We start from the raw sequence: 13,835 nt of genomic DNA, 5'->3' as shown, positions 1-13,835 counted from the left end.
ACCCCGCACTCCGCCACCGGGCACGGGGGCGTGGACGGAGGAGTGCGAGCTGGTCATGCGGGCGCCTTCCGGTGGTCGCGGACTCTCCCGGCCCCAACCGCCCCCGTGATCGCTTCATTCCCGCCGCCGGGGGCCACCGCTGCACCGAACGGGTGCCGAACCCGCCCCGCGCGTTTGCGCGCAGGCGCAACGGGGACCTGGTGACGGTGCCGTAGGGACACCCCCGTAGGGACACCAGTGAAGGCGAGGCGCCGTGGCCGCACCGCAGACCACCTCCCCCGTGACCCTGCGCGTCAACGGCGTCGCGCACCACAAGGAGCTCGACCACCGGACGACCGTGCTCGACGCCCTGCGCGAGCACCTGGGGCTCACCGGGGCCAAGAAAGGCTGCGACCACGCGCAGTGCGGGGCGTGCACGGTGCTCGTCGACGGGCGGCGGGCCAACAGCTGCCTGCTGCTGGCCGTCGCGCACGACGGCGCGGAGATCACCACGGTGGAGGGGCTGGCCGAAGGGGACGCCCTGCACCCCCTCCAGGAAGCGTTCCTCGAACACGACGGCTTCCAGTGCGGATACTGCACGCCGGGACAGCTCTGCTCCGCGGTGGGCATGATCGCCGAGGCGGGCGAGGGCGCGCCCTCCCATGTGACGCCCCTCGCGGCGGCCCCGCCGGGGGCGCCCGTGGCCCTCTCCCCCGACGAGATCCGCGAGCGCATGAGCGGAAACCTGTGCCGCTGCGGCGCCTACGTGAACATCGTCGCCGCGATCGGGGACGTGGCGCGGTGAAGGCCTTCTCCTACACGCGCCCCGACGACGTGGACGAAGCGATCGCCGCCCTGGCCGCCTCACCGGGAGCGGCGTTCCTCGCAGGCGGCACCAATCTGGTGGACCTGATGAAGCTGGGCGTCTCCTCCCCCGGGCTGCTGGTGGACGTCAGCCGCCTGCCGCTCACGGAGATCGAGGAGACGCCGGACGGCGGGCTGCGCATCGGGGCCAACGTCCGCAACAGCGACCTCGCTTCCCATCCGGCCGTGCGGACGCGCTACCCGGCGCTGTCCCAGGCGGTCCTGGCGGGCGCCTCCGGGCAGATCCGCAACACGGCGACGACGGGCGGCAACCTCTTCCAGCGCACGCGCTGCCTGTACTTCCAGGACGTGGGCAAGCCGTGCAACAAGCGGGTGCCGGGGAGCGGCTGCCCGGCCCGCGAGGGGGTGCACCGCGACCTCGCGGTGCTGGGCCATTCGGCGCAGTGCGTCGCCACGCACCCCTCCGACATGGCCGTGGCCCTGGCGGCGCTCGACGCGGTCGTCGACCTGCGCGGGCCCGCGGGCGAGCGCGCCGTACCGCTCTGCGACTTCCACCGCCTGCCCGGTGACGAGCCCTGGCGCGACACGGTCGCCGAGCCCGCCGAGCTCGTGCTGGCCGTCCGGCTGCCGCCGCCTCCCGCGGGCCGGTCCGCGTACCGGAAGGCACGCGACCGCGCCTCGTACGCCTTCGCGCTCGCCTCCGTGGCCGCGGCCCTCGACGTCCGCGACGGGCGGGTGGAAGACGTGCGCCTGGCCTTCGGCGGCCTGGCCCACAAGCCCTGGCGGGCGCGGGTCGCGGAGGACGCGCTGCGCGGCGCCCCGGCCACCGAGGAGTCCTTCGCAAAGGCCGCAGGGGCCGAGCTGGCGGACGCCGAGCCGCTGCGCGACAACGCATTCAAGGTGCGGCTCGCCCGCAACCTGGCCGTGCGGGTGCTCGCCGGGCTCGCCGGGCCCGCAGGAGAGGGGAACGCCTCGTGAGCACCGCCCCCGGCCCGGTCCGCCGTGAAGGCCGCGAGAAGGTCACCGGAGCCGCCCGCTACGCCGCCGAGCACACCCCGCCCGGCACCGTGTACGCCTGGCCCGTGCCCGCCACGGTCCCCCGCGGCCGGATCCTGTCGGTCGACGACGCGGCGGCCATGGCCGAGCCCGGCGCCCTGGCCGTCCTGACGCACGAGAACGCGCCGCGCCTGAAGGACACCGAGGACCGCACGCTGCTCGTCCTCCAGAACGACCGGGTGCCGCACCGCGGCTGGTACGTGGCGCTGGCCGTGGCCGAGACGCCGGAGGCGGCGCGCGCCATGGCCGCCGCGGTGCGGATCGGATACGCGGCCGAGGAGCACGACGCGGAGCTGCGGGACGGGCACCCTCGCCTGTACACGCCCGAGGAGGTCAACGCCGGCCTTCCCGCGGTGCGCGAGCGCGGCGACTTCGACGCGGCGTACGCGCGGGCGGCCGTGCGCGTCGACGCGGCCTACAGCACGCCCGGGCTGCACAACCACCCGATGGAGCCGCACGCCACGACCGCCCGCTGGGAGGACGGCCGGCTGGTGGCGTACGACTCCTCCCAGGGGTCCTCGACCGTGCAGGAGACGCTGGCCGGGCTGTTCGGCATGGACAAGGACCTCATCACGGTGGTGTCGGAGCACGTGGGCGGGGGTTTCGGCTGCAAGGGGACGCCGCGCCCGCAGGTCGTCCTGGCGGCCCTGGCGGCCCGGCACACCTGCCGGCCCGTCAAGCTCGCCCTGCCCCGCAACCAGCTCGTGGCGGTGGTGGGGCACCGGGCTCCCGTGCTGCAGCGGGTCCGGCTGGGAGCGGGGGACGACGGCGTGATCGACGCCCTCGCGCACGAGGTGATCACCCAGACGTCCACGGTGCGCGCATTCGTGGAACAGGCCGCGGCCCCCTCCCGGGCCATGTACGTCTCCCCGCACAGCCGCACCACGCACCGGGTCGTGCAGCTGGACGTGCCGAGCCCGTCGTGGATGCGGGCGCCGGGCGAGTGCCCGGGCATGTTCGCCCTGGAGTGCGCCATGGACGAACTCGCGGAGGCGGCCGGCGTGGACCCGGTCGAGCTGCGCGTGCGCAACGACACGAGCGACGAGCCGGACAGCGGGAAGCCGTTCAGCAGCCGTCACCTGGTGGAGTGCCTGCGCGAGGGCGCGCGCCACTTCGGCTGGGAGGGGCGCGATCCGCGGCCGCGCTCGCGGACGGAGGGACGTCTCCTCGTCGGGACCGGGGTGGCCTCGTCCTACTACCCCGTCTTCCTGATGCCGTCGGCGGCGGAGGCGCGGGTTTCCGAAACGGGCCGCTACCAGGTCCGGGTCAATGCCACGGACATCGGCACGGGTGCCCGTACGGTCCTGGCGCAGATCGCCGCGGAAGTGCTCGGGGTGGCCCCGGAGCGGGTGGCGATCGAGATCGGCAGCAGTTCACTGCCCTGCGCATCGGTCGCGGGCGGCTCGTCGGGCACGGGCTCGTGGGGATGGGCGGTGCACAAGGCGTGCACCGCGCTGACCCGGGCGATCGACGAGCACGGCGGGACCGTCCCGCCCGGCGGCCTCGCCGCCACGGCGGACACCGCGGATGACATCGAGGAGGAACCGCCCCACGCCAGGGCGGCCTTCGGCGCGCAGTTCGCCGAGGTGGCGGTGGATCAGGACACGGGCGAGGTGCGGGTGCGGCGTCACCTGGGGGTGTTCGCGGCCGGCCGGATCCTCAACGCGCGCACCGCGCGCAGCCAGCTCGTCGGCGGCATGATCATGGGTATGGGCATGGCCCTCCTGGAGGGCAGCACGATGGACCTCCGCTACGGCGACTTCGCCGAGCGGGACCTGGCCTCGTACCACGTGCCCGCGTGCGCGGACGTCCGCGACGTCGAGGCCCACTGGATCGACGAGCACGATCCGCACCTCAACCCGATGGGCACGAAGGGCATCGGCGAGATCGGCATCGTGGGCGCGGCCGCGGCGGTCGCCAACGCGATCCGCCACGCGACGGGAGTCCGCGTCCGCGACCTCCCGGCGCTCCCGGAGAAGCTGCTCGCCGGACTGGGATGACCGGCAGGGGGTGACGCGCGCGCGTCACTTGTCGGCGTGGCCGCCGAGGTAGAACAGCAGCCAGATGAAACCGGCGAAGAGATGGGTGACGAACACGTAGATCATCACTCGGAAGGCGACCTGCCGCTCAGCCCGCTTCTCGCTCATGACGGGCCTCCTCATGTGTGCGCCGACGCCGCGATCCTATCCCGGGGGCCACGGATTCACGGACGGTGAGCAGAGGGACGCCCGCGACCGGCGAACCGCTCAGGCCGCGCGCTCGCACACCTCCAGGACGAGCCGTGCGACCATCTCCGGTTCGCGCAGGGTGGGAAGGTGGTCGCTCCCGGGGAGGCGGACCAGGCGGCAGCCGGGGATGCGGGCCGCCATCGCCTCGTTGCAGCGGACCACTTCGGGCTGGTCCTGCTCGCCCAGGGCCAGCACGCACGGCACGGCCAGTTCGCCCAGCCTGCCGAAGGCGGGGGCGTCCGGCACCTGGTACGGGTGATTGGAGAACCACGCCGGGAGCGCCGACCGCATCGCGGCCGCCGCCTCCGCGTCCTCGCCCGTGCCGGCTGCGCCCCACGTCCGCCGGCACAGGGCCACCAGGCCGTCCGTGTCACCGGCCTCGGCCAGCTTCGCGATCTCGGACATGAGCGCGGGCGAGGAGAGCTCGTCGTAGCCCGTCACGCCCGGCGTCAGCAGCGCGAGCGCCGCGACCCGCGCGGGCTCGGCGAGGGCGAGGCTCACCGCCGTGGCGCCGCCCATGCTGCAGCCGGCCAGGGCCACCCGGGTCAGCCCGAAGTGGTCGAGCACCGCAGCCAGGTCCTCCGCCGGGGAGTACTTCACCGTGGCGACGGGAGAGCGCCCGTAGCCGCGCACGTCGTAGCGGATGACCCGGTGGCGCTCCGCGAGGCGCGGGAGGACCGGATCCCACAGGCGCGAGTCGCCGATCCCCGGGTGCAGCAGCACCAGGGGCAGGCCGTCCGCTCCCCCCGCCGGATCTCCCGAGTCGTCCGCCCAGACCTCGCCGCCCTCGACGGGCACCATGAGTTCCATGGCCCCAGTCTGCTGGCGGCACCGGCCGTACACCAGAGTCGTGCCTCAAGGAGCGAGGTCGCGGCGGGCGACGAGGCCGAACGCCAGGAGGATGCCCGCGGCGCCGACCCCGGCGAGGACGCCGAACTGCCCCCAGGGGACGGTCCCGTGGGCCAGCGCGTCACCCGGCGTGTAGTAGTGGAAGGGGCTCGCGTAGCGCAGGGGCGCGGCCTTCGACCAGGCCATGGCCACGAAGTTGACCGCGAACCCGACCGCGCCGAGCGCGATCGTCACCCCCATGACGCGCGCCCGGCTCCGGCCCGCCGCCGAGACGGCCAGGGCGGGCCCGGTCAGGCACAGCGCGAAGCCGAATCCGAGCAGCCCGGCCGCGTAGACCCCGCTGCGGGGCACGGCGTCGCTCAGGTCGGGCACGAGCGCCACGCCGAGGGCCACGGCCAGCGTCGCGGCCGCGTTGAGCAGCAGGGAGACGAGGACGAGCGCGGCGGTCCGCTCGGCCAGCAGCCTGGCCCGCGAGACCGGGCGGCTCATGAGCAGCTCGATGGTGCCCGCCTCCACGTCCGCGGCGACCGCGGCGGCGGCCAGCGAGCCGACGGCGGTCAGCTGCAGGGCGATCCAGAAGGGGTGGGTGAGCCCGGCGCCGAGCAGGCCGGGGTAGCTCGCGATCGACACGGCGCCGTTGGACCCGCTGAACGCCTTGAAGGCGTCCGGCAGCTTCCACCCGCTCGCGCCGAAGATCTGCTCCGGGGTGACGGTCGTCGTGATCACCACGATGAGGGCCTCGAAGACGGCGATGCCCGCGGTCAGGGCGGCGATCATCCGCCGGCGGCGGTGCAGGGCCAGCCGCATCAGGGGGAAGCGCCGGCCGGTCACGGGGGCCTCCCCTCCTCCCGGTAGAAGTCGAGGAAGGCCTCGTCCAGCCCCGCCTCCTCCACCGTGACGTCCCGCACCGGCAGCTCCAGCAGCCCGCGCAGGACGGCGACCGCCCGGTCCGGGGGGATCATCAGCACGGCCTGGTCGCCGCGCCAGTCGGGCGCCCAGCGGTCGGCGGCGCCGAGGGGCCGCCGGCCGAGCCCGTCGGCGAAGGTCAGGCGCACCTTGCGGGCCCGGGCCTCGCGCAGGGCGGCGACCGACCCGCAGGTCACCAGCCGCCCGGCCCGGACGATCGCCACCGCCTCGCACGTCCGCTGGACCTCGGGCAGCACGTGGCTGGAGAGCAGGACGGTGCGCCCGGCCGCGCGGATCTCCTCCAGCAGGGCGTAGAAGGTCTCCTGGACGAGGGGGTCGAGCCCTTCGGTGGGCTCGTCGAGGATCACCAGCTCGGGTTCGTGCTGCAGCGCCTGGACCAGGCCCAGCTTCTGCTTCATGCCGCGCGAGTACGTGCGGACGGTGCGGTCCAGTTCCGTACCGGTGAGGTCCAGGCGCTCGCAGAGCTCGCCCCGGAGGCGCGCGGGGGCGCCCTGCAACTCCGCCAGCAGGCGCAGCGTCTCGCGGCCGGTGAGCTCGGGGTAGAGCCGCAGCTCGCCGGGGAGGTAGCCGAGGGACGGGGCGAGGCGCATGTGCTCGGTGAACGGGTCGCGGCCGAGCACCCGGACGCGGCCTTCGGTGGGGCGCAGCAGGCCGACGAGGCAGCGCAGCGTGGTGGTCTTGCCGGCTCCGTTGGGCCCGAGGAAGCCGAAGACCTCGCCCTCGCCGACGCGGATGTCCAGGCCCTCGACGCCGGTCGTGCGGCCGTAGCGCTTGGTCAGCGAGACGATGTCGATGACGTTCCGCGTGCCCTCGCCCAAGGCCGCCTCCCGGACGTCTGCGGCGGTGCTGCCTCCCTCCTCCCAGCTTGGGTCAGCCGGTGCCGGGCTGCCACGTCGCGGGGCCGCCGGTCCGGCGCGGCCCCGTGCCGGACGGCGGCGGATGGGCGAAGCTGGAAGGAGGCCGGAGGGAGGGGCGAACGGGAGGGTCCGGGCCGCCGAGCGCGAAGGAGCCGACGATGCCGCACTCAGCCGAATGGAACGTCCGTCTCGACATGGTCGAGGAGGAGGGGACGACGAAGGCCCGCGCCGTCCTCGACACCGGGGCGACGACGGTCACGGGCCGCGGGAGCGCCACGTGCGCGCCGGGCGACAAGGACATCCCGGCGATCGGGGACGAGTTCGCGGCGGGCCGGGCCCTGCGCGACCTGGGCGAACAGCTCCTGCACGCGGCAGAGCACGACGTCGCCGCGGTGGGCGCGGCCCCCGAGCCCAGGAGGTCGCCGATGTACGGGTGGCCCCTGTAGGGCGACGCGCCCGCCCGGCCCCCGGTGAGGCGGTGAGGCCCCGGGCGGCCCGTTCGGGGTCAGACCCCGACCGCCTCCTCCATCTCCTCCTCGGCCGCGGGTCCGGCGCCGGCGGCCGGACGGGCCCGCCTCGCTTCGGCGGCCCATGCGAGGGCGGTCACCACCGCGCCCAGGACCAGCCAGGCGGCCAGCGTCGCCACGTGGCGGCCGAGCCCGTCGCTGCCGAAGTAGACGAGGCTGCGCGCGCCCTCGACGAAGCCGGCGCCGTTCCAGAAGGAGTGCAGCCCGGCGAAGAAGCCGTTCTGCAGCTCGGGCCGGTACACGCCGCCCGCGCTGGTGAAGTTGAGCATCACGAACAGCACCATCATGCCCAGCGTGGTCCAGCGCTTGAGGAAGGTGTGCAGTCCGACGCCGACGAGGAGGATGCCCGCCGAGTAGGCCCAGGCCATGCCCCACACTCCCCACAGGCCGTGGTCGACGAGGTGGAAGACGGGTCCGGCCAGTGCGGCGCCGACGAGGCCGACCACGAACGAGGTCGCCACCGCCAGCGCGGCGCGCAGCCGCATGGGCAGCGCTCCGCCCGCGGCGCCCAGCACGGCGACGGAGGCGTACGAGCCGATGCTGACGGCGACCAGCAGGAAGAAGATGCCCTGCCCGGTCGGGTCGCCCTCGGCCGGCGGCGCCACGTCCGTCACCTTCAGGGGCGCGCCGCTGCGGGCGGCCACCGGCGCGAAGACCTTCTGCACGGCCATGGCGCTGGTGTCGGACCCGGCGGAGGCAACGAGGAGCTCGGGCGCGTGCCGGTCCGGTACGTACGCGCCGAAGACGTCGCGGTGGCGCAGCGCGCGGAGGGCCTCGTCGCGGTCGGCGACGGTGCGTACGGCGAGCCGGTCCCCGGCCTTGTCCGCGATGCCCCGTGCGAGGGCGTCCGCGCCGGGCCCGGACTGCACGACGGCGACGGGCAGTTCGTGGGGCGTGGGCTGCGCGAACGCGCCCAGGTAGGCGAGGCCCATCCCGATGCACATCAGCAGCGGGGTGAGCAGGTGGCTCAGTACGTGGCGCAGCGCGCCGCGGGTGGCGGGTCCCATCGTGTCCTTCCTCGGCCAAACTAGTTGGCTTTTACAACTTCCCTTTAAGTTGTACTATACAACCAGACCTCGAAAGGACGTTCCCGTGCCCGATCGCGACGCCTCCGTGGAGACCATCCAGCGCGAGCTGACCGCCTTCGCCCGCCGCGCCCGGGCCGCGGCGGCCCGCATGCACCCCGAGCTCTCCCTGGTCTCCTTCACCCTCCTCGCCCACCTGGAGGACCGCGGCGGGTGCCGCGCCACGGACCTCGCCGCGCACTACCTGCTGGACAAGTCCACGGTCAGCCGGCAGATCGCGGCCCTGGAGCGGCTCGGGCTCGTCGAGCGCCGGCCCGCCCCCGAGGACCAGCGCGCCCAGGTGCTGCACCTGACCGATCGCGGCGCCGGGACCCTCGCCCAGGTCACCGCCAACCGCCGGGCGGCCTTCCGGGAGCGCCTCGCCGACTGGGACGAGGCCGACCTGGACCGCTTCGCGGGCTATCTGCTGCGCTACAACGCATCGGCGGGAGCGCTCGACTGAGGCGCCGCGCGCCGACCGGGACCACGCGTCCGCCGGGACGCCACGCACCCGCCGAGCACCACCCGTACTCCCCGAATCAGGGGTGATTGGTCACTCGATGGGCTGTTTTGCCGCCATTGCCGGTGAGTCGTCCTCACCGGAGCCGTTAAGCAGGCCTGACGGATACGACCTGCCGGCGAGCCCGGACGGAAGGGTGGGGGAACCGTGCACCCACGCGCAGAGGACCGTGACCGGGGCGGCCCCGCGCCGTCCGTGGCCGCGTCGCCGGGAGAGGAGCTGCGCCGGCTGCGGCAGGAGCGGGGCATGTCGCTGGCCGGGCTGTCCCGGGCCGTCCACTACACCAAGGGCTATCTGAGCCGCGTCGAGACCGGCGAGAAGCCGATGACGCCCGAAGTGGCCCGGCGGTGCGAGGAGGCCCTCGGCGCCGGCGGGGCGCTGTCCGGGCTGGTGCCGGAGCCGGCCGAAGGGCGGCGCTCCGGGCGCAACGGACTGCTGGAGGTGTGCCCGTACCGCGGCCTGGCGCCGTTCGACGCGTCGGACGCGAGCTGGTTCTTCGGCCGGGACCGGGCGACGGCCGCCCTCGTCCGCCAGCTGACCGAGCGTCTGGACGGCTCCGGGCCGACCGCCGTCGTCGCCGCGTCGGGCACCGGCAAGACGTCGCTGCTGCACGCCGGGCTGCTGCCCGAGCTGCGCCGGGGCGTCCTGCCCGTGCCCGGGTCGAACCGCTGGCCGGTGGTCACGATGCGCCCGGGAGAACGCCCCCTCGACGAGCTGCTGGACAAGGTGGCGGACGCCACCGCGGCCGAGCCCGACCACTTGAGCAGGGCACTGGCCCGCGGCGGGCCGGGGGCGCTGGCCCGCGCCGTCCACGCCGCGCTGAACCGCCGCCCTCGGCGCGCCGCCGGGAAGGCCGTGGGGGCGGGAGCGGACGCGGCGGAGCCGGCCCGCGTGGTGCTCGTCGTCGACCAGTTCGAGGAGGTCTTCACGCTGTGCCCGGACGCCCGGCACCGTACGGACTTCGTCCGCGCGGTGCACGCCCTGGCCACGGGCCCCGCTCCCGCCGACGGCCGGGAGGGCTCCGCGGCGCTGGTGGTCCTCGGCATGCGGGCCGACTTCTACGGCAGGTGCCTGGAGTTCCCCGAGCTGGCGGCGGCGCTGCGGGCGGGCCAGCTGCCCCTGGAGCCCCTGAAGAGGCAGGAGCTGCGCGAGGCCGTGGTGCGGCCCGCCCACGCGGTGGGCCTGGAGCTGGAGCCGGGCCTGGCCGAGCTGATCCTGCGCGACCTGGGCGCCGGGGACGACGACGGCGAGCGCGAGGAGCGCACCTACGAGCCCGGTGCGCTGCCGCTGCTCTCCCACGCCCTGCTCGCGACCTGGCAGCGGCGCAGCGGCAGGCTCCTGACCGTGGCCGGCTACCAGCAGGCGGGCGGGATCGCGGGGGCGGTCGCGGCGACGGCGGAGCGGGCGTACGGACGGCTCTCGCCCGGCTGCCGGGAGGCCGCCCGTGCGGTCCTGCTGCAGCTGGTCCGGGTCGACCAGGACGGGCGGTCGGCGCGCCGCAGGGTCTCGCGCGAGCGGCTGTCGCAGGACCTCGGCGCGCAGGCGGGGGCGGCACCGGAGGTGGTGGAGGCCTTCACGCGGGCGCGCCTGCTCACCGTCGACGCCGATCAGGTCACGCTCGCCCACGAGGCCGTGCTGCGGGCGTGGCCGCGGCTGCACGGGTGGATCGAGGCGGACGCGGCGGCCCTGCACGGCTGGCAGCAGCTGAGCGCCGCGGCCGGGCAGTGGGAGGCCGAGGGGCGGGACACCGCGCTGCTGCCGCGGGGCAGCCGGCTGGCCGCCGCGCACGAGACCGCCGGCCACCCCCTGGCCGCGGTGGGCGTGGTCGAGCGGGCGTACCTGGACGCGGCGACGGCGCTGGCCGCCGCCGAACAGGAGACGGAGCGGCGCAGGGCCCGGCGGCTGTACCGGCTGCTGGTGGCCATGGCCGTCCTCCTCGTCCTGGCATCGGCCGGCGGGGTGACGGCGGTGCACCAGGGCCTGCGGGCGCAGGCCGAGCGGCACGTGGCGCGCTCGGAGGAGCTGGCCTTCCGCGCCGTGTCGGGCGGCGCGCCCCGGCCCGAGGTGGCGATGCTGCTGGCGACCGGGGCCTGGCGGGACGCCCACACCCCGGCCGCGGCCAGCGCCGTGCTCAGCACGCAGGCCCAGCCGTACGCCGGACGGCTGGCCGGGCACCGCAAGCGCGCCCACGCCGTGGCGTGGCTGCCGGGCGGCGAGCGGCTGCTGTCGGCGGGGGCGGACGCCACGGTCCGGGAGTGGGACGCGCGCACGCGACGGCAGGTCGCGGCGGCGAGGAGCGGTGCGCCGGTGCGCGCGCTGGCCGCGGCGCGGCAGCGGAACCTGGCCGCCTGGGGGGACGAGGCGGGCACGGTGACGCTGCGGGAGGGCGCGAGCGGCCGCACGGTGGCGCTGCCTCCGCAGAGCAGGCACCGCGGGACCGTGCGGGGAGCGGCCCTGTCGGACCGCGGGGAGGTGCTGGTGACGGCGGGCGAGGACGGCACAGTGCGGCTGACGCGCCTGGACGGCGGCCCGGCCCGCACCGAGGTCCGGGACGCCGGCCTGGGATGGCTGTACGCGGCGGCCGTCAGCGGTGACGGCCGGCAGGTCGCGGCCGCCGGCTTCGACGGGCGGGTGTGGCTGCTCGACGTGGACAGCGGGCGGTCGAGGGTCATCGGCAGCCGGGAGTTCGGCCGCGTCCGCGCCCTCGCCTTCTCCCCCGACGGCCGCCGCCTGGCCACCGGGGAGTGGCTCAACCGCATCGGCCTGTGGGACACCCGCACCGGCAGGCGCGAGGCCGCCCTCGAGGGCCCGTCCGACTCCGTTTTCGGCGTGGCCTTCTCCCCCGACGGCACGCGGCTCGCCGCGGCCAGCCAGGACGACACGGCCGCCGTCTGGGACGTCGCCGAGCGCCGCCGCATCACCGAGCTCGCCAGCCACATCGGCCCGGTCTACGCCATCGCCTACTCCCCCGACGGCCGCACCCTGGCGACGTCCGGCGAGGACGGCTCGGTCCGCCTGTGGACCCCGCAGGCCGCCGTCACCACGCCGCTGCCGGGCTCGGCCTGGCAGGACGGGGCCCTCAGCCCCGACCGCTCCCTCCTGGCCGTCGCGGGGCAGGACGGCACCCTGCGCCTGCTGCGCACCGCCGACCGCGACCTGAGCACCGTACGGGCGGGGCGGGACCCGCTGCGCGCGGTGGCGTTCAGCCACGACGGGACGCTGGTCGCCACGGGCGACGAGCACGGCACCACCACCGTGTGGCGCACCGCCGACCTCCGCCGGCCGCTCCACCGCTGGCGGGCGCACGGCCGGGCGGTCAGCTCGCTCGCCTTCCGCCCCGGCGACCCCGGAGCGCTGGCCACCGCCTCCGAGGACCACAGCACGAAGCTGTGGCGGCTCGCGGGGGACGCCGCCGTGCGGGAGCGGACCCTGCTCGGCCACGGCGACGGCGTCTACCGCGTGCTGTTCCTCGACCGGGACACCCTCGCCACCGGCAGCCTCGACAACACCGTCCGGATCAGCCGCTACTCCGACGGCCGCACGCTGAGCAGCCTGACGGAGCACGAGGACACCGTCTTCGGCCTGGCGCGCAGCCGGGACGGCCTCCTCGCCACCGCGAGCCGCGACCACACCGTCAAGCTCTGGAACGCAACCGGCGGCAAGAGCCTGCGCACCCTGGCCGGGCACACCGGCCCCGTCACGTCCGCGGCCTTCAACCCCGCCGGCACCCGGCTGGTGACCACCGGCCGCGACAACACCGTACGGATCTGGGACCCGCGCGACGGCCGCCCGCTGCTGACCCTGACCGGCCACACCGGCCGGGTCCGGGCCGCTGCCTTCCTCGGTGACGACGGCCCGGTGGTGTCGGTGGCGGAGGACGGGACGGTGCGCTGGTGGGACCTGGACGTGCCGAAGGTCCTCGACCGCACCTGCAGGGCGCTGGGCAGCGCCACGGACCGGCCGCTGTGGCAGCGCCTCCTGCCGGACGTCCCCTACGCGCCGGGCTGCCCGTAGCCGACGCGCCCGGCCGGCCCGTGACCGCCGGCCGTTCCCGAACGCCCGCGCTCCTCGCTCGCCTCCACCGGCGGCCCTTCCCCCACATGCGCATCACGGCCGGTGGGGCGCCGTTGCCCGCCGCCTCGTCCGCCGAGGCAACAGGAAACCCCTATTCCGCAACGCTGCCCCGCTCCGAAACTCGAAGTACCGGGACAACAGGGATGAATCCACCCCCGGTGACATGACGTCAACCGAGCCAGGGAGCCCCCGTGAACAGCCGTAACCTCCGTCCCCGCAGCATCGCGCTTCCCACCGCCGTCGTCCTCCTCGTCCTCGCCCTCACCGGCGCCACGGCCGCCCTCGCCGAGAGCGCGCCGACCGCCGTCACCGTCGCCCCGGCCGCATGGGCCACACCCGGACCGGACAGCGCCGAGACGACCGAACGGCAGAAGATCGTCGACCGCGCCCTCGCCGCCCTGACCACCCCCAAGCGCTTCCGCCTCGAGCGCGGCGGGACCGTGTACCTGAGCCGGCCGGGGCACCCGGACGAGGACACCAACTACCTCGGCAAGGGCAACAGCAACGCCAACATGAACGAGTACAACGGCTTCGCCAGGAACCCGAACCACCGTCAGTGGTGCGGCTTCTTCGCCGCCGCGATGTGGGGCGGCCACGGCCTGCCCGTCGACCCGGGCAGCAGCCGGGCCTGGCGCACCGGCACCGGCCACCGGTGGCACCCCTACGCGGCCGGCCGGCTGCCGCGGCCCGGCGATGTCCTCATGTGGGCCGGGCGCCGGCCCGCGGGGCACGTCGCCGTCGTCGTCGGCGTCTCCGGCACGCGCGTCACGACCGTCGAGGGCAACACGGGCTACCACAACGACAGCATCGCCCGGCAGCGCTACGAGTGGACCGGCGCCGGCCCGGTGCTGAAGGACAGGACCAAGGTCATCCAGGGCTTCGCCTCCCGGTTCTGACGCCGCCTCCCGGTTCCGCCCCCGCCCCCGTTC

Annotated in this window: 12 protein-coding genes; 7 read left to right on the top strand and 5 right to left on the bottom strand. The window is 75.5% G+C overall.

Annotation, left to right across the window (positions count from 1 at the left end):
- Positions 1-253: 253 nt before the first annotated feature.
- From ACSNOG_RS28245 to ACSNOG_RS28235, 3 genes are read left to right on the top strand one after another with little or no spacing between them, the layout of a single operon-like run.
- A complete protein-coding gene (locus tag ACSNOG_RS28245) occupies positions 254-784 on the top strand; it encodes a 2Fe-2S iron-sulfur cluster-binding protein (protein WP_436755534.1) in 531 nt (176 codons plus the stop codon).
- Entirely contained in the window at positions 781-1,782 is a 1,002-nt protein-coding gene (locus ACSNOG_RS28240) for an FAD binding domain-containing protein (protein WP_436755533.1), read from the top strand. The genes ACSNOG_RS28245 and ACSNOG_RS28240 overlap by 4 nt, the downstream gene beginning before the upstream one ends.
- Positions 1,779-3,860: a xanthine dehydrogenase family protein molybdopterin-binding subunit gene (locus ACSNOG_RS28235; RefSeq protein ID WP_436755532.1), complete on the top strand. Its 2,082-nt coding sequence runs from the start codon at positions 1,779-1,781 to the stop codon at positions 3,858-3,860. Before ACSNOG_RS28240 ends, ACSNOG_RS28235 begins: the two co-directional genes overlap by 4 nt.
- A gap of 24 nt (positions 3,861-3,884) precedes the next feature.
- Here ACSNOG_RS28235 and ACSNOG_RS28230 read toward each other — a convergent pair whose 3' ends face one another.
- The 4 genes from ACSNOG_RS28230 to ACSNOG_RS28215 all read right to left on the bottom strand — a co-directional run bounded on the left by ACSNOG_RS28230 (position 3,885) and on the right by ACSNOG_RS28215 (position 6,682).
- On the bottom strand, positions 3,885-4,007 hold the full coding sequence (locus ACSNOG_RS28230; RefSeq protein ID WP_436755531.1) for a DUF6126 family protein: 123 nt from the start codon (positions 4,005-4,007) through the stop codon (positions 3,885-3,887).
- A gap of 99 nt (positions 4,008-4,106) precedes the next feature.
- Positions 4,107-4,898, bottom strand: coding sequence for an alpha/beta fold hydrolase (locus ACSNOG_RS28225; RefSeq protein ID WP_436755530.1), 792 nt, complete (start codon positions 4,896-4,898; stop codon positions 4,107-4,109).
- Between the two features lie 45 nt (positions 4,899-4,943).
- Positions 4,944-5,768: an ABC transporter permease subunit gene (locus ACSNOG_RS28220; protein ID WP_436755529.1), complete on the bottom strand. Its 825-nt coding sequence runs from the start codon at positions 5,766-5,768 to the stop codon at positions 4,944-4,946.
- Positions 5,765-6,682 (bottom strand): ABC transporter ATP-binding protein, encoded by a 918-nt coding sequence (locus tag ACSNOG_RS28215; protein ID WP_436755528.1) that lies wholly within the window; start codon positions 6,680-6,682, stop codon positions 5,765-5,767. The genes ACSNOG_RS28220 and ACSNOG_RS28215 overlap by 4 nt, the downstream gene beginning before the upstream one ends.
- A gap of 197 nt (positions 6,683-6,879) precedes the next feature.
- Here ACSNOG_RS28215 and ACSNOG_RS28210 point away from each other — a divergent pair, with 197 nt between their 5' ends.
- Entirely contained in the window at positions 6,880-7,167 is a 288-nt protein-coding gene (locus ACSNOG_RS28210; protein ID WP_436755527.1) for a DUF1876 domain-containing protein, read from the top strand.
- 59 nt (positions 7,168-7,226) lie between these two features.
- Here the strand turns inward: ACSNOG_RS28210 and ACSNOG_RS28205 are convergent, their stop codons facing one another.
- A complete protein-coding gene (locus ACSNOG_RS28205) occupies positions 7,227-8,255 on the bottom strand; it encodes a hypothetical protein (RefSeq protein WP_436755526.1) in 1,029 nt (342 codons plus the stop codon).
- A gap of 85 nt (positions 8,256-8,340) precedes the next feature.
- On the opposite strand from ACSNOG_RS28205, the gene ACSNOG_RS28200 reads away from it, so the two are divergent.
- From ACSNOG_RS28200 to ACSNOG_RS28190, 3 genes are all read left to right on the top strand, one after another.
- Positions 8,341-8,775 (top strand): MarR family winged helix-turn-helix transcriptional regulator, encoded by a 435-nt coding sequence (locus ACSNOG_RS28200; protein WP_436755525.1) that lies wholly within the window; start codon positions 8,341-8,343, stop codon positions 8,773-8,775.
- Between the two features lie 204 nt (positions 8,776-8,979).
- Complete coding sequence (locus tag ACSNOG_RS28195) at positions 8,980-12,846, top strand: nSTAND1 domain-containing NTPase (protein WP_436755524.1); 3,867 nt, start codon at positions 8,980-8,982, stop codon at positions 12,844-12,846.
- 251 nt (positions 12,847-13,097) lie between these two features.
- Positions 13,098-13,802, top strand: a complete 705-nt coding sequence (locus ACSNOG_RS28190) for a CHAP domain-containing protein (RefSeq protein WP_436755523.1) — start codon at positions 13,098-13,100, stop codon at positions 13,800-13,802.
- Positions 13,803-13,835: the final 33 nt, after the last annotated feature.

Source organism: Streptomyces sp. URMC 124 (assembly GCF_051386455.1).
In the GTDB taxonomy this organism is placed as follows: Bacteria; Actinomycetota; Actinomycetes; order Streptomycetales; family Streptomycetaceae; genus Streptomyces.
Note: the sequence above shows the minus strand (reverse complement) of the source record. Positions and strands in the feature narration are given on the sequence as shown.